Below are 19,110 nucleotides of genomic sequence, written 5' to 3'. Positions count from 1 at the left end.
CATAATTAAATCATCGCTATTTTGTTTTATAAGGATATTTGATTAAATTTGTTTTACATACAAGAAATTTCATTTATGACACAAATAGCTTCCAAAAAAGAACTTTCGTTTGAAGATTTCAAAACAGAAATACTTAATGACTATAAAATTGCCGTAACCAGTAGAGAATGTAGCCTTTTAGGAAGACGCGAAGTCTTGACAGGAAAGGCAAAATTCGGAATTTTTGGTGACGGAAAAGAAGTGCCTCAACTGGCAATGGCAAAAGCGTTCAAAAACGGAGATTTTCGTTCAGGATACTACCGCGACCAGACTTTTATGATGGCAATTGGTCAAATGTCAATCCAGCAATTTTTTGCCGGTTTGTATGGGCACACGGATATTGAGCACGACCCAATGTCAGCGGGACGTCAGATGGGCGGACACTTTGCAACGCACAGTTTGAACGAAGATGGCTCTTGGAAAAATTTGGTAATGCAAAAAAATTCAAGTGCTGACATCTCTCCTACTGCTGGGCAAATGCCGAGATTATTAGGTTTGGCGCAAGCTTCAAAAATTTACAGAAACGTTACCGGAATCAATAATAAAACGAATTTCTCCATCAACGGAAACGAAATTGCTTGGGGAACCATTGGAAACGCAAGTACTTCTGAAGGCTTGTTTTTTGAAACCATAAATGCTGCCGGAGTTTTGCAAGTGCCAATGGTAATGAGCGTTTGGGACGATGAATATGGAATTTCTGTTCACGCAAGACACCAAACTACAAAAGAAAATATCTCTGAAATTTTAAAAGGTTTTCAAAGAGATTCAGATAATAAAGGATACGAAATCATTCGCGTTAAAGGTTGGGATTATCCAGCTTTGATCACAGCTTATGAGCAAGCATCGCAGATTGCGAGAGAAGAACACGTGCCGGTTTTAATTCACGTTCAAGAATTGACGCAACCGCAAGGTCACTCCACTTCTGGTTCGCACGAACGTTACAAAAACGAAGAAAGATTGGCTTGGGAAGCTGATTTTGATTGTCTTCGTCAGATGAAATTGTGGATGATTGCTACCAATATGGCTTCGCAAGAAGAATTGGATGAAATGGAAGCAACTATCAAAAAGCAAGTTTTGGAAGGAAAAAAAGCGGCTTGGAATGCTTTCGTAGAACCAATTCAAAAAGAACAAAAAGAATTGGTGGCTTTATTGGAAACTATTGCAGATTCTAGCGACAACAAAGTTTTTATACAAAAATATAGCAACGAATTAGCCGGATTAAAAGAACCAATTCGTAAAGATATTTTGACGACTGCTAGAAAAGTTCTACGAATCATCGTAAAAGAAAATAGCAGAAATCAATTGGCAAAATGGATTGAAAATTATACTGAAACGATTCAGAAAAAATTCAGTTCAAATTTATTTTCAGAATCTGACAAAAATGTATTTTCTGTAAAAGAAGTGCTTCCAACGTATGATGAATCTGCGGAACAAGTTGATGCAAGATTAATCATTCGCGATAACTTTGATGCGATTTTTAGCAAATATCCAGAAACTTTGATCTTTGGTGAAGACGCCGGAAACATTGGCGATGTAAACCAAGGTTTGGAAGGAATGCAGGAAAAATATGGCGAACACAGAGTTGCCGATGTTGGAATTCGCGAAGCAACAATTTTGGGACAAGGAATCGGGATGGCTTTAAGAGGTCTTCGCCCAATTGCCGAAATTCAATATTTGGATTACCTTTTATATGCAATTCAAATCATGAGTGATGACTTGGCCACATTGCAATACAGAACTCGCGGTAAGCAAAAAGCACCTTTAATAATCAGAACTCGCGGTCACCGTTTAGAAGGAATTTGGCATTCAGGTTCTCCAATGGGAATGATCATCAACGCCATCCGTGGAATTCACGTTTTGGTTCCAAGAAATATGACAAAAGCGGCAGGTTTTTACAATACTTTATTAGAAACTGACGAACCGGCTTTGGTTGTTGAATGCTTAAATGGATACCGTTTGAAAGAAAAAATGCCAACAAACATCGGTGAATTTAAAACTCCGATTGGTGTTGTGGAAACTTTGAAAGAAGGAAAAGATATAACTTTAGTTTCTTATGGATCGACATTGCGTTTGGTAGAACAGGCGACAAAAGAATTGTTAGAAATTGGCATTGATGCAGAAATTATTGATATTCAATCATTGCTTCCGTTTGATGTAAATCATGATATAGTAAAATCTTTGGCCAAAACCAATAGACTTTTGGTTATTGACGAAGATGTTCCTGGTGGAGCTTCTGCTTATATTTTACAAGAAATTTTAGACGTTCAAAATGGTTACAAACACTTAGATAGCAAACCAGAAACTTTAGCTGCAAAACCACATCGACCAGCTTATGGAACCGATGGTGATTATTTTTCAAAACCTTCTGTTGAAGATATTTATGAAAAAGTTTATGCAATTATGAGCGAAGTTAATCCTTCAAAATATCCAAATTTGTTCTAAAAAAACTTATTTTAAAAATCAAATCCCAATTTCGATTGGGATTTTTTTATCCAAAAATATTTGAAAATAAAGAAATTACACGGTTTGACTTAAATGTCAGTAATTAAAGCGCCGTTAAAGTGCTTTTTGTTCCATTTTTATATCAAATTTACCATAAATCTTCACTTTTCCTTAACCATCTCGCTCTATTTTTCTTTCTATATTGTGATAAGAATTTATCCCCTTTGTAAATTCAATTCCAAAAAAATTCCAGAATTATCGAGTTGCTTAGCTTGATGTTTCAGAATATTTAAAATTTTATAGTTAAGCAAAATGAAGGTTCCAAAGAAAATAAACCACATTAGGAGGAAATTTATGCAAGGTTTGACCAAAAATATTGGCAAGCAATCAAAAATCAAAAATGAATTTGGCGAATTACCCGAAATCAACCGAATTTTAATTAGCAGACCAAATGGACGCTTAGGAAATTTATTGCTAATTACACCTTTATTACAAGACGTTTCAAACACTTTCCCAAATTGCAAAATTGACCTTTTGGTAAAAGGCGGACTGGCTCCCACCCTTTTTGAAAATTATAAAAACGTCGATAAAATTATCCAACTTCCAAAAAGACCTTTTAAGAATTTAGCGAAATATATTGCCAGCTGGATTTCTCTAAGAAGAAAAAAATATGATTTGGTAATTAATGTTACCAAAAATTCTTCGTCTGGACGTCTTTCAACGCAATTTTCAAATTCAAAACTCAAATTTTTTGGTGATCCATTTGGAGAACAAAAGTGTAATGACGAAAAGCACATTGCCAAATATCCTGTTTACAATTACAGAATGTTTTTAACTGCGCTAGGATTTCCTTTGAATGAAAAACCAATTCCTTCCTTAGATTTAAAACTGACTGATTCGGAAATTGACTTTGGTAAAAATGCTTTGCAAGAAATTGTAAAAAATGACAAAAAAACTATCTGTATTTTTACCAATGCAACTGGCGATAAGTGTTATTCTGAAGAATGGTGGGAAAATTTCTATGACGCATTGCTAAAAAAATATCCAGATTATAATATTATTGAAGTGCTGCCAATAGAAAATATTTCGAGAATAAATTTCAAAGCGCCGACGTTTTATAGCAAAAATGTTCGCGAAATTGGCGCTTTGATCGCAAACACAGAACTTTTCATCGGCGCAGACAGCGGTATAATGCATTTGGCAAGCTCAGTTCAAACGCCAACCGTTGGACTATTTTCGATTTCTCAACCGGAAGTTTATGAACCATACAACAATAATAGTGTAGCGATCAAAACTTGCAATTGTTCAGTCGAAGATTTTATGAAAGTGGCCGCCGGAGTTATGGCCATCGGTCTTCGAATGGTTGTTTTTATGGAAACGCAAATTAGTTTTTAGATAAAAATCGCTTGATTCAACATTGCATAAAATATTCTTAAAGTCGGAAGTGATTCCGGCTTTTTTTATGGCTAATGACTAACTTTAAGTAAAATCCCCAAGTTATGATTGTAGCAATCGCGGGCGCGACAGGCCTTACAGGAAGTTATTGCCTTGATTTTCTTTTACTTCAGATCAAAATCACAAAAGTTATTGCCATCGGAAGAAAATCTACCGGAATCAAAAATCCAAAGTTAGAAGAAGTAATTCTAATAGACAACCAATTGACTTCTAAAGTTGTAGCCGACGCTTTTATATGTTGTTTAGGAACTACGATAAAAAAAGCCGGCTCAAAGGAAGCTTTTAAAGAAGTCGATTTCGAACTTCCTGTTTATTTAGCGAAGAATTTATATGAGAATGGTTGCAAAATAAGTGCCGTAATTTCTGCGATGGGAGCTGATGAAAATTCAGTATTTTTCTATAATCAAGTTAAAGGAAAAATGGAAATTGCGATGCAAAATATTGGTTTTGAAAGCCTATCCATTTTCAGACCGTCAATCATCGACGGAAAGCGAAAGGAAAAAAGATTTGGAGAAAAAGTAGGACTTGCAATTATAAAAATCATCAGTCCGCTGTTCGTTGGATCTTTAAAAAACTACAGACCAATTCACGCAAAAATAATCGGAAGGGCAATAATGGCGGTAACTTTAATAAAAAAACCTGGAATAACAATTTATCTTTCTGATGAAATTAAGAAAATTTAATACTCTTAAAATTGAATTTTATTATGAAAAATTTAGAGAACACAATTCTTTCATTTGATAATTGGTCGCAACCTTGGACTTTTCGCGAAACAATATTAAAAAGTAAAGCATTGAGTGTCGATGAATCAAAAAAATTTGAAGAACTTTGGAACAAAGTAAGCGGTGTGGAATTTTGGAGGGATTATGACTTGGTGCTATCTTGCAAGGCTAGTCATAGTTTTATTCGAGAAAATTATGAGCTGTCTGATAATGCAATCGCAAAGATCGTGAGAGCTTTATCTTATAATTATCGCTGATTATTAACAAAACGCACTTTGATACAGATGATTGATTTTTGGAAAAATTACTTTGCTGAAAATAATATAAACATTACTGATTTCATTCCTGAAAAAGAAAGCTCAGAATATGTTGCTTGTGATATAAATTTTGAAGGAAATAAAGCCAAATTTAGACTCGCAAAAATAACTCCGAAGAAAATTGGCCAGTTTGTAACTCTTTGGAAAAGAGAAAATAACGGTCCAATTCAACCTTTTGATGTTTCAGATGCCATTGAATTTGTAATTATTGCCGTTCAAAAAGATGCTAATCTTGGTCACTTTATTTTTCCAAAAAAAGTACTCATAGAAAAAGGAATTTTTACAGATAAAAAAGAAGGAAAACGCGCAATTAGAGTTTATCCACCTTGGGATATTGCAGAAAATCAACAGGCAATCAAAACCCAAACATGGCAACTAGAATATTTCACCAAACTGCAATAAAAAACCGATGCTTTTAAACATCGGTTTTCAATTATTTCTTTTTTCCTTTCGCTTTTGATTTCTTTTTAGCTTTAGCTCTTTTCTTTGCTTTCTCTTTCTTTTTTGCTTTAGCCTTATCTTTTGCTTTTTGCTTTTTCGCCTTGTCTTTTTTGGCTTTCGCTTTCGCTTTTGACTTCGCTTTTTCTTTTTCTTTAGCCTTTTTTTCTTTCTTTTTTGCTTTAGCCTTCAATTTCGCTTTCTTCTCTTTTTCCTTTTCTTTCATCTTTTTGTTTTTCTTTTTATCAGATTTATCTTTTTTCGGTTTAACTTCTTCAGTACTTTCCGAATTAACTTCTTGCGTTTCTTCTGTGCTAATTTCAGCGGGAACTGTAGCTTCTTCTTCCTTCACGACTTCTTCGATAGCTTTATTTGCAACGGGCTTTACAGTTTTTGCAGTTGTCGTTGCTCTTGGTTTACGAACTGGTTTTGGCTTAGTTTGTGTCGTGTCGGCACTATTTTCAGCATTTTTAACAACGTTAACAGATTCGTTAGGCTTCGCTTCTTGAGAAACTTCTTGAGTTGTATCAGACTCTTTTTTGGCAGGCTGTTTCATATAATTTCTTAATTTATTAAAATAGATTTTTATTTTTTATTAAATAACGTAAAAGTCGATAGGTATATTAACTGTTATCTTAATGTTATTTTAACGTTAGCAAAACTACAATAAATAAGTATTCGCCAATGTTAAGTTTTACTTATGAGGCAATTCTTAACATTGGAAATTAAATTTTGGATGTTCTAGACAATGATTTTGTTTTGAGAATCTTAATAAAATGTCAAAATAGTGACTTTTTTAGGTAGCAATTTTTAAAAAGCGTAAATTCAAAATTGAAATTACCACAAAATCATTTCAGATGAAAAAGTCAGTAATCCTATTTGGAATAATCGCAGTTGCATTTATTTCCTGCAGAGAAACACCAAAGCCGGTTCCAAAAACGCCCCCAGTTGACAATCCAACGCCAAAACCAGAACCAAAAACCGTGGCTCCAGGTTCACCTGTGGAAACTTCTGATCCAAAAAACCAATAACTTTTAGCTGAATTATTTATAATTTATAACGAACCAATGTCTCCTTTCGAAAAATTTTTAAAACAGTTGGAAAATGTAAAAGTCATTGAACCGACAATTTCTTATGACAACTATGTGACGATTGATCTTTCTGATAAAAATCCAGATTTGAATAAAGAACTGTTGGCCGATGCTGAAAAATTTGAAATTTATATTGAAGATTATCTCCAAAAAAATAACGCACTTGTCGCTTTTGGCGGTTATAACGAAGTTCGGAATTTGTATAAAAGAAGTACAATTTTCAATGGCGAAGATTTTGATGAAAGAAATATTCACATCGGTTTAGACCTTTGGACCAAGGAAGGAACTGAAGTTACTGCAGCGTTAAACGGAAATGTTCACAGCTTCAATTTCAATAATTCACTCGGAGATTATGGCCCAACAATTATTTTGGAACATCTTTTTGAGGAAGAAAAATTTTATACTTTATATGGGCATCTTTCGTTAGAAAGCATCTCGAATTTGCAAATTGGCGATGAATTTAAAAAAGGAGAAAAACTTGGAACACTTGGAAATGCTGAAGTCAACGGAGGTTATTCGCCACATTTGCATTTTCAAATCATAAAAAACTTAGACCAAAACTCTGGCGATTATCCAGGTGTTTGCAGTAAAAATAAATTAGATTATTACTTAGAAAACTGCCCAGATCCCAACCTACTTTTAAAAATAAATTAAAATGAAAAAACTATTTTTAGTAATTATCGCAATCGCAACTTTAAGTGCGTGTAAGTCAAAATCGTCATCCACAGCTTCAACAAAAAAAGCCAGAATCGAGGTTTTAGCTTCTGAAGAAGTGAATCCGGCGTTGAAATCAAAAGCGTATGATTTGGGAAAACGAATCTTGAACACGTGCAACACTTCAAAATTTAAACCATTTACCACAGAAGAAGCGACAGACAAAGTCATCCAAAACACCACATTGGAAAGATTATCAAGCACTTGCCAAAAATATCTTTTAAAATATGGCCAATTTAAAGACATCAAATTAGTGGAAGTTGTCAAAAACAATACTGATAACACTCAAATTTTCAGATACAAAGCTGAATATCAACGAAAATTTACGCAGAAAGAATTGCAAGTAACAATGAACGAGGAAAATAAAGTTTCAGCCATAAAATCTACGGATTGGGTTGATGTTTACGTACCGTAATTTGCATTGTTTTTTTGACTATTTTTAGTTTCTAATTTACCTGAAAATGAATTCCAACGAACAAATCATAGAAGAATTTTACGCCGCTTTCGCGGAAGGAAATGCCGAAACAATGGCCAGCTGTTATCATCCTGACATTGTTTTTGAAGATCCTGCGTTTGGAAAATTAGAAGGAAAAGACGCTTCTGATATGTGGCACATGTTGATCGAACGCGCCAAAGGAAACTTGGAAATTTCGTTTTCAGATATTCAAGCAAACGACAGATCCGGTACTGCAAAATGGGTTGCGAAATATCACTTTTCAAAAACCAACCGAAATGTTGTGAATAAAATAAAGGCTTATTTTGAGTTCAAAGATGGACTGATTATTAAGCATACAGACAATTTTGATTTTTATAATTGGTCAAAACAAGCTTTGGGAACAACCGGATTATTATTAGGCTGGACATCATTTCTTCGTAAAAAAGTTCAGAAACAAGCTTTGGAATCTCTAAGAAAATACCAACAAAAAAATCCGTAAATTAACATACATTTAAATCCAAACAAGCTGTAATTGCTTAATTTTAAGGAAACACAATTCTTAGAATTTTCAATTATGGCAAATCCACTACTACATTCTTTTCTGCCTTTATTTTACATTTCGTGGTTTGACGACGTGCTGACAGAAACAGAAATGAACACGATGAAAGAGGCGATCAATTCTCAAAATTGGCTTACAAAATCTGAAAAAGAAACACTTTTTACCAAAATAAATGTCGAAAATCCACCTTCTAGAACTGAGATTAGCGATTGGAAAGAGATAATTTCAAAAGGCGTAAACGAAGACAGCGATGACGAATTGTTAACTGATGTCGCCGTAAAATTAGCTTTGCTAGAAAATCCAGAAATCGATACTGAAAAATTAAAAAAGCTTTATTTTTTCCTGCAAGAATTAGAAAAATCATTAGGAATTATCAGCAACGAAGCGGTTTTTGCTTTCAAAGAAAGACACGACACGATTACTTCAAAATATGCTACAGAAGCCACTTTTGAGGTAGAAAAACTCACCGAAATCTTAGACGGAAGTCAAGCTGAAACCATCAACAAAGTCAAAAAAATCATCAGTCGACCGACTTTCAAATACGAAGAATCAACAGACATTGAAGTTTATCGTGAAAAAGTTTTGAAATGGTGCAAAATTTTGGCCAAAGAAGGACTCGGTTCCACGGCTTATCCAAAAGAACACGGCGGTGAAGATGATGTAGAAGCTTATTTTTCAATTATGGAAACCTTGAGCTACCACGATCTTAGTTTGGTCATTAAATTCGGAGTGCAATTTGGGCTTTGGGGAATGAGCATTCAATCGCTTGGAACTGAAAAACATTATAAAAAATATTTGAAAGACGTGGGAACTTTAAAGCTTCCCGGATGTTTTGCAATGACTGAAACCAACCACGGTTCAAATGTAAAATCACTGGAAACCACAGCAACTTACGATCATAAAACCAAAACTTTTACGGTAAATACGCCACATAAATTAGCCCGAAAAGAATACATCGGAAACGCCGCGCGTGACGGTCAAATGGCTACTGTTTTTGCAAAATTAATTATCGACGGAAAAGACCACGGCGTGAACGCTTTCATAGTTCCAATTCGTGATTCGAAAAACAACGTTTTGGACGGAATTTCCATTGAAGATTGCGGTCACAAAATGGGCTTAAACGGCGTGGATAATGGAGTGATCTATTTCAACAATGTAGTTATTCCAAAGGAAAATATGCTTGATAGATTCGCTTCTGTAAATTCAAAAGGAGAATTTGAAAGTCCGATTGCGAGCGACAACAGACGTTTTTTCACGATGCTGGGAACTTTAGTCGGAGGCAGAATCGGGATTCCTCGTTCGGCTTTGGCTGCAGCAAAATCTGCGTTGACGATTGCCGTTCGTTATGGCGATCAACGCCGACAATTCGGTCCGCAAGGCGGTTCTGAAGTCCCAATTTTGAATTATAGAATGCACCAGCGAAGATTGATGCCCTATTTGGCGAAATCTTACGCGATTCATTTTGCGTTGCAATATGTCACACAACGTTTTATGAACCGAAAAGAAGCCGAAATGCAAGAAATTGAAGCGCTTGCCGCCGGTATGAAGGCATACTCCACCTGGAACACGCGCGACACGATTCAAGAATGCCGTGAAGCCTGTGGTGGCAAGGGTTATTTATCTGAAAACCGCTTTGGCGCGCTAAAAAATGACACCGAAGTTTACACGACTTTTGAAGGCGACAATACCGTTTTGATGAATTTGGTCGCCAAAAATCGCCTTTCAGAATTCAGAAATCAATTTGGAGAAATGAATGCGTTGAGCCTTTTTAACTACGTTGTCGATCAAGCGAAAACCTCCATAACTTATAAAAATCCGTTTGCCACACGAAACACTGACGAAAATCATCTCGTTGACAACGAATTTCATCTGCATGCTTTTCAATTTCGTGAAAAAGAAATTTTAGCTTCTGCTGCAAAACGAATTAAGAAATTGCTAGACAGTGGTTTAGATTCATTTGACGCTTTCAATATCGCGCAACATCATTTGATAAACGTCGGTCAGGCTTATCTGGAAAGAGTCGTTTTAGAACAATTCCAAAATCAAATCGCAAGCACAAAAGACGAAGGTTTAAAGACAATTTTGACGAAATTGTGCCAACTTTATGCACTTTCCACAATCGAAAAAAATGCAAGTTGGTATCTCGAACAAGGTTATATGGAAGGCGTTAAAACCAAGGCTATCAGAAAGGCTGTCAACCAATTATGTTGGGAAATTCGCCAAAATGCGGTACCGTTGGTGAACGCATATAATATTCCCGAAAGCTGTTTGAGCGCACCGATTATCACGAAAAAATAATTTTATTTGAAACGATTGGTCAGTAAAAAATTAGCCATCCATTTTCCTGCTGGTGTGACTTGCTTTGCTTTTTCTAGCGCAAAAGCAAGAGCTCAGACAATCACACCATCAGGGTTATTTGAGAAGCTTTAGGCACTTTTGTAATCTTCTGGGCCAATCTTTGGCGATAAACTACACCTAAAAAAATATGCGGTAAACCGTTTAATCCGCCAAAATCAGCGTTCAAAAAAGATTTAAAAAGAAACCTTCCAATCCAAATCTGGATTATAAATCAATTCACCATTTTTAACTTCTAACGGACAATCAAAATTATTGGTATAAAGTCCGCCTGTTCCCAAACCTTGAGGCATCAGATTATTTTGTAAAAATGTCCATTGCGCAATCGCATTTAAGCCAATATTACTTTCTAAAGCTGAAGTAATCCACCACCCAATATTGTACTTTTCTGCAAGCGCAATCCATTCGCTTGACCCACGAAATCCGCCAACCAAACTTGGCTTTAAAATGATATATTGTGGCTTGATTTTTTGAAGCAATTCTTCTTTTTCTGAGTAATTAAAAACACCAATCAGTTCTTCATCCAAAGCAATAGGAAAAGGAGTCGATTTACACAACTCTGACATACTGTCAGTCTGGTTTTTCTGTATTGGTTGTTCAATACTATGTAATTCAAATTCAGATAATTGATTTAGTTTTATTAAAGCTTCTTTTGAAGTAAATCCGCCGTTTGCATCAACCCTAATTTCAATAGTTTTAGCGTCGTAATTTCGTCGAATAAAGCGTAATAATTCTAATTCTTTATTAAAATCGATCGCTCCAATTTTCAATTTTATGCAGTCAAAACCCTGCGCTAATTTCTCCTCAATTTGCGCTTTCATAAAAGCTGGTTCGCCCATCCAAACCAATCCATTTATAGGAATATTTTTTTCTCCTTTTGTAAATTCTGAAGGAAATAAAACAAACGGATTTTCACTTTCAAAAGATTGAAAAGCCATTTCCACACCAAACTGAATGGAAGGAAATTCAAGCAAAGATTCCCAAAGTTTTTCTTTTCCTAAATCAATATTATCGCAAACCCATTGTAGTTTTTCTTCATAATCAGGTCGGTCGTCGGCGCTCAGGGTTCGCAAGATCCCGCACTCGCCTATTCCTTTTCTGCCGTTTTCTTCCAGAATAAGAAACCAAGTTTCTTTTTCAGTCATCACGCCTCGAGAAGTTCCTGAAGGTCGCTTAAAATCAAGGATATATTTTTTGTAAGAAGCTTTCATTTTTTAATAGTTTTACGCAGAAAGTCATAATCCTGCAAGGTTTATAAAACCTTGTAGGTATTTTGATAGCTTTTACTACGAACACCTACGAAGTTTGGAAAACCTTGCAGGTGCTTAAATTAATCTTCAAGCAATTTTAAAATTTTTTCAAAACCATCATTCTTAAAACCTGCTTTTTGCAATTCAGCAAAATCTGATTTTGTTTTTTCAACCCAGCTTACTTTTGAAGTTATATTTTGGGTTTTATATTTTTTGTGGAGTTCTTTTGCTTGTTTATAATCGTCATTCAACAAATACAAATGCGCCAAATTCAACTGAACCAAAAGCTCTGAATTATCTATTTTTTCAGCTTCTTTCAAGGCTTTTGAAGCTTTGTCAAATTGTCTTGAATACAAATAATACTGACCTAACGCGTTGTAATCTAAAACTGTCGCGTTTCCATTATCGATTACTCCAAGTTGGATTAAGTCAATAGCTTCGTCGTATTTTTTATTTTTGAATAGTTGTTGTGCGTCTAATCGAATTGCTGTTAAAATAGATTTATTTGCTGGTTTTTCAGAAAGACAGGCGTTTCCGAAATCTTTTAAGCTCTTTGCTTTCTCGATGACCAATAGATTTTGAAACTCTTTGAACTTAAATTTAGATTGCAATTTTTCTAATATGCAAAGCGAAAAATCATCTGAATTAATCATTTTCTTGGCTAATTCAGAAGTTTTAATTTGTTTTAAAATTGTTTGGCGGTTTTCAAGATTCCAACCTTTATTAAGCTTCGTGTCAACCCAAGGAACAACTTCTAAAACAATTTTTTGCTTCATGATCCAGTTTTGGCTTTCAAAACCAAACCAAATTGTTTCGCTTTCAGTTGAAAAACAGGTCGTTTTATCAATCGTTAATCGTTTTGCGTCTTTACTTAATGGCGTGTTTTGGGTCAAACATGCGTTTGTCGTTTTTCCGTATTTTTGATATTCTGCGGCAGATTTATCATTTGAGAATATTGCATACCTGCATTTATCATCGCCAGAAACCTTCGACATTAAAAAAACGGCTCCTGCTGAACCTTGCCCGATTCCGTATGGATCTGGAATAGCTTTTAATAATGAAACCAAGCTGTTTGCCATCTGCTGATTCTCATCAAGCAACGTAATTCTGTAAATAACTTCAGTTGTTCCTGTTGGGAGTTCTTCTGTTTTTACAGTCATTCTATCGCCTGCCGTGACGATGATTTCTTTTGTAGTCGCGCGATCTTTGTCCCAATAGCCGTCTTGCTGTGCAAAAGTGGTTTTTGAGATAAAAAGTACAATTAAAAGCAAGAATTTTTTTGTAGACATTTTATGGAATGGTTTACTAAATAGCCCTGATGGTGGTGAGTATCCTTTTATTTTTTTCTTTAAAAAATAAAAGATACCGCCAACCAGCAGGAAAATGGTATGCTGAAAAAGCCCGAGCCAATCGCTCAAAAAAAAATTTTTTAAAGCTCTAAAGAAGCTCCGATTTCCAGCAACATCAAGTCTTTTCCTTTGTCGAAAAATTTCTTTTTAGCTTCTTCGTGATCTATTTTGATGTATCCAAAAGTATCATAATGACAGCCTAAAACTTTGTCGCATTCTACAAAATCTGAAGCGATTATCGCATCGTCGATATCCATTGTAAAGTTGTTTCCGATTGGCAAAATCGCCAAATCCAACTTTGTACGCAACGGAATTAGTTTCATGTCAAAAGTCAACGCGGTGTCGCCGGCGATGTAAACGTTTTTGTGCTCGCTTTCAATCACAAAACCTCCAGGATTTCCACCATAAGTCCCGTCTGGAAAGGCGCTTGAGTGAATTGCGCTGACATATTTCACGCTTCCGAAGTCAAATTTCCAGCTTCCGCCGTGATTCATCGGATGGCTTTTAAATCCTTTTTTCTCGTAATATGTTGCAATTTCTGCATTGGAAACGATTGTCGCGCCAGTGCGTTTTGCAATTGCCTCCACATCTAAAACGTGGTCTTGATGCGCGTGCGTCACCAGAATATAATCTGCTTTAAGCTCGTCGATATTGATGTGACTCGCCATTTCGTTGGCAGAAATAAATGGATCAACTATGATATTTTTGCCTGCGACTTCGATTCCCAAGCTTGACTGTCCGTAAAATGTGATTTTCATATGCTTAATTTTTAACTATTTACAATAATATCTGAAAAGAAAAAGATCATGCAAAGCGAAAGCAAAACCGATAAAAGGAATGTGCTGAGCGCTAATTTTTTCAATTCTGGGTCTAAAGCTCTTGGCTCTGTATTTTTTGAAACGGTGATTAAATGCTTGATTAACGGGAAATAAGCGATTAGAAAAATGTATTGGTCGAAGTTGAAATCTTTTAAGATTGCGAAAATCAAAACCAAAACCATTGCCGAAATTATCAAGAAATAATGATAGATTTTTGCTTTTGCACCACCGATTTTTACCACAATTGTGTTTTTTCCTGCTTTTCTATCAGAAGCTTCGTCGCGCATATTGTTGAGATTTAAAACGCCTACGCTTAAAAATCCAACTGCAATTGCCGGAAGAAGTAATTTATAATCGACTTCTTTTGAATATAAAAAGTTGACGCCCAAAGTACTTACCAATCCGAAGAAAACGAAAACGAAAAAGTCTCCAAAACCTCTGTAACCGTAAGCCGTGTCGCCCACTGTGTAACGAATTGCCGACGCAATTGCCAATAATCCGAGAACTATAAAAAAGACGGAATACCAAATATATGCTTCGCCAAAGGCAAAATAAATCAATAAAAGAGCCGAAATAAACGTCAAAACTGACGTGATAATTATGGCGCGTTTCATTGCTTCTGGAGAAATTACACCGCTTTGAATAGCACGTTTTGGACCGATTCTGTCTTCATTATCAGTGCCTTTCATTCCGTCGCCATAGTCATTTGCGAAGTTCGACAAAACCTGCAAGCCAAGTGTCGTAAGTATCGAAAAACCAAATAATTGCCAATTAAAAACTTCTGTTGGCGTTAAGATATTTGTGGTTGGATAAGCCAACGCAAACATACTTCCTACAATTATTCCTGATACCGACAGCGGTAACGTTCGCAGACGCGCTGCTTCAACCCAATGTTTCATTTTTAGTGTTTATTCGTAAATAATTTCTTTTGCAAAGTTACATCCAATTTTCGGTAGATGTCTCCACTTGACAGAGCCAATAATTGACCAGCTGCTTTATCTCGGTAAAATTTCCGAAATGAAAGTGAACGTCGCCGGCAGCGGTGTGTAAAGTCAGGTGGCCGACGTCTGAACTTTTGTGCCAAAAATATTGTTTGGTCGTAATTCCTTGAATTTTATGAGGCTGGATGATTTCGTTCTCCACATCCCAAGCGCCGTGTTTTAAGATGATAAATTCTGAATTTGAATACATTCTGTAATTTTTATATCCAAAGTAAATCATGGTTCCAATAAGTCCTAAATATACAAAAATCAGCGGTAAATAAAACTGTAAATCGTCAATAACTGTAAACGAAAGCACAGAAAAAAGGCCAATTGGAAGTATCACTGCGAAAAGAATTCTGAAAATCAGGTAGCGAAAATTTGGAACAAACTCCTGGCCTTTTTCTGGGATTTTTCCTAAAATGATTTTCAATATTTCATTTCTTTCATCTGAATCACAGCCCGGAACCTCAATGACATTGCTTTTTTTCTGCTTGTCTTCCACTTCGCTGTTCGAAGCTTGTTTCATATTCATGTCTAAAATCTTGAATTTTCTTTGGAAGAAATTCTGACTAAAAGAAGTGATTTGAACCTTTAAAGGATTTAATAGCGTGTTTTTCTTAGCTAATAATCCGGAAGTCACCACAAGCGAATTTTTCTGTTTTACAATCTCAAAATCGAAATGTTTGATGAACGTTCTGACGATGTTTATCAATAAAACTAAAATCAGAAGTCCCAAAATTAAAATCAATGCCGACATTAATCCAAGACCTTGTTCAAAGACAGAATCGACTTGTGATTCGTCTAATTCAAAAGTATCGACAGCATCCTTAAATGTTTGGAACAAAGTGACGATGAATGTAATTAAAATGGCAATTGTTCTGCCGTATTTTGATGTAATTCCTACTTTAAATAACGTCGCGTAACTTATTTTAATAAAGGGCTTTACAATACTATTTTCATTTGTAATTATCTCTTGATTTTCGTCTAAAACAACTTCTTCTTTGTTATCATAATCGAGTAATCTTTCTTTTAGAATTAAAGCCAAATCTTGGTCAATCGCGCGAATACTGATTTCTTTTTTATCGGTTCCGGCGGTGTCGATATTTAGGCTATAAACGCCAACAATTTTCTGAATTATGGATTGATTAATGTTGACTTGCTGGATTTTTGAAAGCTGGATATTGATTCGGCTTTTGTTTAAAATTCCTTTGCTCAAAATGAATTCTTGGTTGTCTTCATCGAGAAAAAAGGTGAAATTTCGATATTGCAAAAAGGCAATTACAGCCACTAAAATCACAATTCCGATAAAACTTAAACCTACAATAATGTATTTTTCAGGTTCTAATTTGAATAAAACAATCAGTAATGGCGCCCACATTGCCCGAACAACACTTTGAAAAGTATCGGCAAACATGATGACAATTCCCAAAATGGATTGTCTTTGTGGGATTTTAAAATCGATTTGCATTAAACGTGGTTTTGTATTTTCTGCATCAATAATTCTTTGATGTTTTCTGCTTTTTCCTTTTCAATTCCAGAGATTTTTACATCGCTTGTACTTCCGCCTGCGGTAAATATTTGGATTTGCGCCAAATTAAAAATCCTTGAAAAAACGCCTTCGTGCATAGCCACATGTTGAACTCGATTAAACGGAATCATTGTGGTTGTTGTTGAAATCAATCCTCTTTTGTACAAAATATCTTTTTCTCTGATGGCAAAACCGCGCTTTTTTACGCTGGCAATGCTCGCAAAAAACACAATTGTTGCAAAAACAAAATACGAAATTCCGGAGATTAAATAAGACGTTGTATTTTGTAATTCTTTAATTGTGAAAATCAAAACGCCGATTGCAATTGCAAATAAAAGCAACGTGATAGCGATATTGATGTAAACTACTTTGTGGTAATTTTTATGTAAAGGAGAAAAATTCACTTCCTCGAATTTGGGAAGTGAATTTATATCTACAATTTCGTTGGTAAAGTTTTCCATTAAGGTTTTAGGTTTTGGGTGAAAGGCTCAAGGTAGAACTGCTCAAAGTGAAGCCTTTCGACTTTTGACCTTCGACTAATTATGGCAAATATTTCTTCTCAAAGTTCGGTTTTCTCTTTTCTAAAAAGGCATTTCTTCCTTCTTTTGCTTCTTCGGTCATGTATGCCAAACGGGTCGCTTCGCCTGCAAAAACTTGCTGTCCAACCATTCCGTCGTCTGTTAAGTTCATGGCAAATTTCAGCATTTTGATTGACATTGGCGACTTTTCAAGAATTTCTTGTGCCCATTGATAAGCTGTATCTTCCAACTCGTCATGGGGAATTACGGCATTCACCATTCCCATATCAAAAGCATCCTGTGCAGAATAATTTCTTCCTAAAAAGAAAATTTCTCTGGCTTTTTTCTGTCCGACCATTTTGGCCAAATATGCAGAACCATAACCTCCGTCGAAACTTGTTACGTCAGCGTCGGTTTGTTTGAAAATCGCGTGTTCCTTGCTTGCCAAAGTCAAATCGCAAACCACGTGAAGACTATGACCTCCGCCAACTGCCCAACCTGGAACAACCGCAATGACCACTTTTGGCATAAAACGAATCAATCTTTGGACTTCCAAAATATTCAAACGGTGCATTCCATCATCGCCAACATATCCTTGATTTCCGCGCGCTTTTTGGTCTCCGCCACTACAAAAAGAATGTACGCCATCTTTTGACGACGGGCCTTCTGCAGACAACAAAACTACGCCAATTGACGTGTCTTCTTGCGCGTCATAAAACGCTTGGTATAATTCTGCGGTGGTTTTTGGACGAAACGCATTTCTTACATCCGGGCGGTTAAAAGCGATTCTCGCCACGCCATTTGATTTTTTATAAGTTATATCTTCGAAATCTTTAACAGTTTCCCAGTTTATTGCACTCATTTTATTATTATTTTAGCGTAAAAATAATTCATTTTTTACAACTACGAATAAACAAAACTAAATAATAATGAAGCAGACTTTTTTAAGCATCGCATTTTTGAGCTTGGCATTTTCGGGCTACGCCCAAAAGTATGAATTCCAATCAATTAAAGACATCGCGTGTACGCCCGTAATTTCTCAAGGTTCAACCGGAACATGCTGGAGCTTTTCTTCCACTTCTTTTTTAGAGGCAGAAATCATCAGAATCACGGGCAAAAAAATCGACCTTTCTGAAATGTACAACGTGCGTCATACGTATCCAAAAAAAGCTTGGAATTTTATAATGCGCCAAGGTCACGCACAATTTGGAGAAGGCGGTTTGAACCACGATGTTATCAATAGCGCGAGAGAATTTGGACTTGTGCCTGACGTTGCTTATTCTGGTTTAGTTGGAAATGCTGACAAACTTGACCACACAAAAATGGTGGCCGAAATTGAAAAAGTGGTAAAATGGTACTCAAATCCAGAAAAAAAATTAGAGCCAAAATGGAAAGATGAAGTGACTGTTATTCTTGATAAATATATGGGTCAAGATGTGACTGAATTTACTTATGAAACTAAAAAATATACTCCGAAGACATTCTTAGAAATGACAAAATTGAATTTGGATGATTATGTGACGATTACTTCGTTTACAAACGAGCCTTATTATTCAAAATTCATTTTAGATATTCCAGATAATTTTTCTAACGGAAGCTTCTACAATATGCCGTTGGATGAATTTGTGGCGAACATCGACAATGCTTTAGACAAAGGATTTACGGTGGCTTTAGATGCTGACGTAAGCGAAAAAACTTTTTCAGGAAGAAACGGAATTGCCGTGATTCCAGAAAATGAAGCTGATGAAAAAGCAATTTTGACAGAAATCAAACCTGAGAAAAAAATTACGCCAGAATACCGTCAGCAAGAATTTGAAAATTTCAATACGACAGACGACCATTTGATGCACATTGTTGGAAAAGTGCGTGACCAAGCCGGAAGCATTTACTACAAAGTAAAAAATTCTTGGGGAACAAAAAACGTTGGAAACGACGGTTTTGTTTATATGAGCGTTCCTTACTTGAGATTGAAAGCGATTTCAGTTTTGGTTCACAGAGATGCTTTGGTAAAGAAAACTAAAAAGCAATTAGGACTTTAAAAGTTACCGCAGATTGATAGATTTCAGAACAAATCAGTGAATCTTCGGTTGATATAA

The 19,110-nt window shown here is 35.6% G+C and carries 19 protein-coding genes; 11 read left to right on the top strand and 8 right to left on the bottom strand.

Annotation, left to right across the window (positions count from 1 at the left end; translation table 11 throughout):
* The first annotated feature begins 75 nt into the window (after positions 1-75).
* The 5 genes from ACFPVY_RS01470 (at position 76) to ACFPVY_RS01450 (ending at position 5,377) form a co-directional block, all read left to right on the top strand.
* Entirely contained in the window at positions 76-2,481 is a 2,406-nt protein-coding gene (locus ACFPVY_RS01470; RefSeq protein WP_379789915.1) for an alpha-ketoacid dehydrogenase subunit alpha/beta, read from the top strand.
* Positions 2,482-2,793: 312 nt separating this feature from the next.
* The gene (locus tag ACFPVY_RS01465; RefSeq protein WP_379789914.1) at positions 2,794-3,876 is read left to right on the top strand and encodes a glycosyltransferase family 9 protein; all 1,083 of its coding nucleotides are present in this window, start codon (positions 2,794-2,796) and stop codon (positions 3,874-3,876) included.
* Between the two features lie 104 nt (positions 3,877-3,980).
* The gene (locus ACFPVY_RS01460) at positions 3,981-4,619 is read left to right on the top strand and encodes a Rossmann-fold NAD(P)-binding domain-containing protein (RefSeq protein ID WP_379789913.1); all 639 of its coding nucleotides are present in this window, start codon (positions 3,981-3,983) and stop codon (positions 4,617-4,619) included.
* Between the two features lie 23 nt (positions 4,620-4,642).
* Positions 4,643-4,915 (top strand): hypothetical protein, encoded by a 273-nt coding sequence (locus tag ACFPVY_RS01455; protein WP_379789911.1) that lies wholly within the window; start codon positions 4,643-4,645, stop codon positions 4,913-4,915.
* Positions 4,916-4,942: 27 nt separating this feature from the next.
* Positions 4,943-5,377, top strand: a complete 435-nt coding sequence (locus ACFPVY_RS01450; protein ID WP_379789910.1) for a MepB family protein — start codon at positions 4,943-4,945, stop codon at positions 5,375-5,377.
* A 31-nt stretch (positions 5,378-5,408) separates the two neighbouring features.
* Here ACFPVY_RS01450 and ACFPVY_RS01445 read toward each other — a convergent pair whose 3' ends face one another.
* Positions 5,409-5,969 (bottom strand): hypothetical protein, encoded by a 561-nt coding sequence (locus ACFPVY_RS01445; protein WP_379789909.1) that lies wholly within the window; start codon positions 5,967-5,969, stop codon positions 5,409-5,411.
* A gap of 301 nt (positions 5,970-6,270) precedes the next feature.
* Between ACFPVY_RS01445 and ACFPVY_RS01440 the strand changes: the two genes are divergently transcribed.
* From ACFPVY_RS01440 to ACFPVY_RS01420, 5 genes are all read left to right on the top strand, one after another.
* Positions 6,271-6,444: a hypothetical protein gene (locus ACFPVY_RS01440; protein WP_379789908.1), complete on the top strand. Its 174-nt coding sequence runs from the start codon at positions 6,271-6,273 to the stop codon at positions 6,442-6,444.
* Positions 6,445-6,480: 36 nt separating this feature from the next.
* Complete coding sequence (locus ACFPVY_RS01435; protein ID WP_379789907.1) at positions 6,481-7,158, top strand: peptidoglycan DD-metalloendopeptidase family protein; 678 nt, start codon at positions 6,481-6,483, stop codon at positions 7,156-7,158.
* Between the two features lies 1 nt (position 7,159).
* Complete coding sequence (locus ACFPVY_RS01430; RefSeq protein WP_379789906.1) at positions 7,160-7,633, top strand: hypothetical protein; 474 nt, start codon at positions 7,160-7,162, stop codon at positions 7,631-7,633.
* 46 nt (positions 7,634-7,679) lie between these two features.
* A complete protein-coding gene (locus tag ACFPVY_RS01425) occupies positions 7,680-8,153 on the top strand; it encodes a nuclear transport factor 2 family protein (protein ID WP_379789905.1) in 474 nt (157 codons plus the stop codon).
* Between the two features lie 75 nt (positions 8,154-8,228).
* On the top strand, positions 8,229-10,511 hold the full coding sequence (locus tag ACFPVY_RS01420; protein ID WP_379789903.1) for an acyl-CoA dehydrogenase family protein: 2,283 nt from the start codon (positions 8,229-8,231) through the stop codon (positions 10,509-10,511).
* 233 nt (positions 10,512-10,744) lie between these two features.
* Here the strand turns inward: ACFPVY_RS01420 and ACFPVY_RS01415 are convergent, their stop codons facing one another.
* The 7 genes from ACFPVY_RS01415 to ACFPVY_RS01385 form a co-directional block, all read right to left on the bottom strand.
* On the bottom strand, positions 10,745-11,779 hold the full coding sequence (locus ACFPVY_RS01415) for an o-succinylbenzoate synthase (protein WP_379789901.1): 1,035 nt from the start codon (positions 11,777-11,779) through the stop codon (positions 10,745-10,747).
* 119 nt (positions 11,780-11,898) lie between these two features.
* Positions 11,899-13,107, bottom strand: coding sequence for a tetratricopeptide repeat protein (locus tag ACFPVY_RS01410; RefSeq protein ID WP_379789900.1), 1,209 nt, complete (start codon positions 13,105-13,107; stop codon positions 11,899-11,901).
* Positions 13,108-13,247: 140 nt separating this feature from the next.
* Positions 13,248-13,925: a metal-dependent hydrolase gene (locus tag ACFPVY_RS01405; protein ID WP_379789898.1), complete on the bottom strand. Its 678-nt coding sequence runs from the start codon at positions 13,923-13,925 to the stop codon at positions 13,248-13,250.
* 11 nt (positions 13,926-13,936) lie between these two features.
* A complete protein-coding gene (menA, locus tag ACFPVY_RS01400; RefSeq protein WP_379789897.1) occupies positions 13,937-14,884 on the bottom strand; it encodes a 1,4-dihydroxy-2-naphthoate octaprenyltransferase in 948 nt (315 codons plus the stop codon).
* A gap of 37 nt (positions 14,885-14,921) precedes the next feature.
* Positions 14,922-16,436: a PH domain-containing protein gene (locus ACFPVY_RS01395; RefSeq protein WP_379789896.1), complete on the bottom strand. Its 1,515-nt coding sequence runs from the start codon at positions 16,434-16,436 to the stop codon at positions 14,922-14,924.
* Positions 16,436-16,957 carry a PH domain-containing protein gene (locus ACFPVY_RS01390; protein WP_379789895.1) on the bottom strand — a complete coding sequence of 174 codons (522 nt, stop codon included), beginning with the start codon at positions 16,955-16,957 and terminating at the stop codon, positions 16,436-16,438. The genes ACFPVY_RS01395 and ACFPVY_RS01390 overlap by 1 nt, the downstream gene beginning before the upstream one ends.
* A 79-nt stretch (positions 16,958-17,036) precedes the next feature.
* On the bottom strand, positions 17,037-17,876 hold the full coding sequence (locus ACFPVY_RS01385) for a 1,4-dihydroxy-2-naphthoyl-CoA synthase (RefSeq protein ID WP_379789894.1): 840 nt from the start codon (positions 17,874-17,876) through the stop codon (positions 17,037-17,039).
* A gap of 67 nt (positions 17,877-17,943) precedes the next feature.
* On the opposite strand from ACFPVY_RS01385, the gene ACFPVY_RS01380 reads away from it, so the two are divergent.
* Positions 17,944-19,053, top strand: coding sequence for a C1 family peptidase (locus ACFPVY_RS01380; protein WP_379789893.1), 1,110 nt, complete (start codon positions 17,944-17,946; stop codon positions 19,051-19,053).
* Positions 19,054-19,110: the final 57 nt, after the last annotated feature.

It is taken from the genome of Flavobacterium qiangtangense, from assembly GCF_042658345.1.
Lineage (GTDB): Bacteria > Bacteroidota > Bacteroidia > Flavobacteriales > Flavobacteriaceae > Flavobacterium > Flavobacterium qiangtangense.
The sequence above is the reverse complement of the archived record's forward strand: the minus strand, read 5'-3'. Positions and strand labels throughout refer to the sequence as shown.

What these genes read in the sequence shown, in the direction of transcription:
- ACFPVY_RS01405 (WP_379789898.1), bottom strand. Translation starts at nt 13,925, where the DNA reads ATGAAAATCACATTTTACGGACAGTCAAGCTTGGGAATCGAAGTCGCA.
- menA (WP_379789897.1), bottom strand. Translation starts at nt 14,884, where the DNA reads ATGAAACATTGGGTTGAAGCAGCGCGTCTGCGAACGTTACCGCTGTCG.
- ACFPVY_RS01420 (WP_379789903.1), top strand. Translation starts at nt 8,229, where the DNA reads ATGGCAAATCCACTACTACATTCTTTTCTGCCTTTATTTTACATTTCG.
- ACFPVY_RS01450 (WP_379789910.1), top strand. Translation starts at nt 4,943, where the DNA reads ATGATTGATTTTTGGAAAAATTACTTTGCTGAAAATAATATAAACATT.
- ACFPVY_RS01470 (WP_379789915.1), top strand. Translation starts at nt 76, where the DNA reads ATGACACAAATAGCTTCCAAAAAAGAACTTTCGTTTGAAGATTTCAAA.
- ACFPVY_RS01465 (WP_379789914.1), top strand. Translation starts at nt 2,794, where the DNA reads ATGAAGGTTCCAAAGAAAATAAACCACATTAGGAGGAAATTTATGCAA.
- ACFPVY_RS01435 (WP_379789907.1), top strand. Translation starts at nt 6,481, where the DNA reads ATGTCTCCTTTCGAAAAATTTTTAAAACAGTTGGAAAATGTAAAAGTC.
- ACFPVY_RS01430 (WP_379789906.1), top strand. Translation starts at nt 7,160, where the DNA reads ATGAAAAAACTATTTTTAGTAATTATCGCAATCGCAACTTTAAGTGCG.
- ACFPVY_RS01385 (WP_379789894.1), bottom strand. Translation starts at nt 17,876, where the DNA reads ATGAGTGCAATAAACTGGGAAACTGTTAAAGATTTCGAAGATATAACT.
- ACFPVY_RS01460 (WP_379789913.1), top strand. Translation starts at nt 3,981, where the DNA reads ATGATTGTAGCAATCGCGGGCGCGACAGGCCTTACAGGAAGTTATTGC.
- ACFPVY_RS01395 (WP_379789896.1), bottom strand. Translation starts at nt 16,436, where the DNA reads ATGCAAATCGATTTTAAAATCCCACAAAGACAATCCATTTTGGGAATT.
- ACFPVY_RS01440 (WP_379789908.1), top strand. Translation starts at nt 6,271, where the DNA reads ATGAAAAAGTCAGTAATCCTATTTGGAATAATCGCAGTTGCATTTATT.
- ACFPVY_RS01390 (WP_379789895.1), bottom strand. Translation starts at nt 16,957, where the DNA reads ATGGAAAACTTTACCAACGAAATTGTAGATATAAATTCACTTCCCAAA.
- ACFPVY_RS01380 (WP_379789893.1), top strand. Translation starts at nt 17,944, where the DNA reads ATGAAGCAGACTTTTTTAAGCATCGCATTTTTGAGCTTGGCATTTTCG.
- ACFPVY_RS01445 (WP_379789909.1), bottom strand. Translation starts at nt 5,969, where the DNA reads ATGAAACAGCCTGCCAAAAAAGAGTCTGATACAACTCAAGAAGTTTCT.
- ACFPVY_RS01410 (WP_379789900.1), bottom strand. Translation starts at nt 13,107, where the DNA reads ATGTCTACAAAAAAATTCTTGCTTTTAATTGTACTTTTTATCTCAAAA.
- ACFPVY_RS01425 (WP_379789905.1), top strand. Translation starts at nt 7,680, where the DNA reads ATGAATTCCAACGAACAAATCATAGAAGAATTTTACGCCGCTTTCGCG.
- ACFPVY_RS01455 (WP_379789911.1), top strand. Translation starts at nt 4,643, where the DNA reads ATGAAAAATTTAGAGAACACAATTCTTTCATTTGATAATTGGTCGCAA.
- ACFPVY_RS01415 (WP_379789901.1), bottom strand. Translation starts at nt 11,779, where the DNA reads ATGAAAGCTTCTTACAAAAAATATATCCTTGATTTTAAGCGACCTTCA.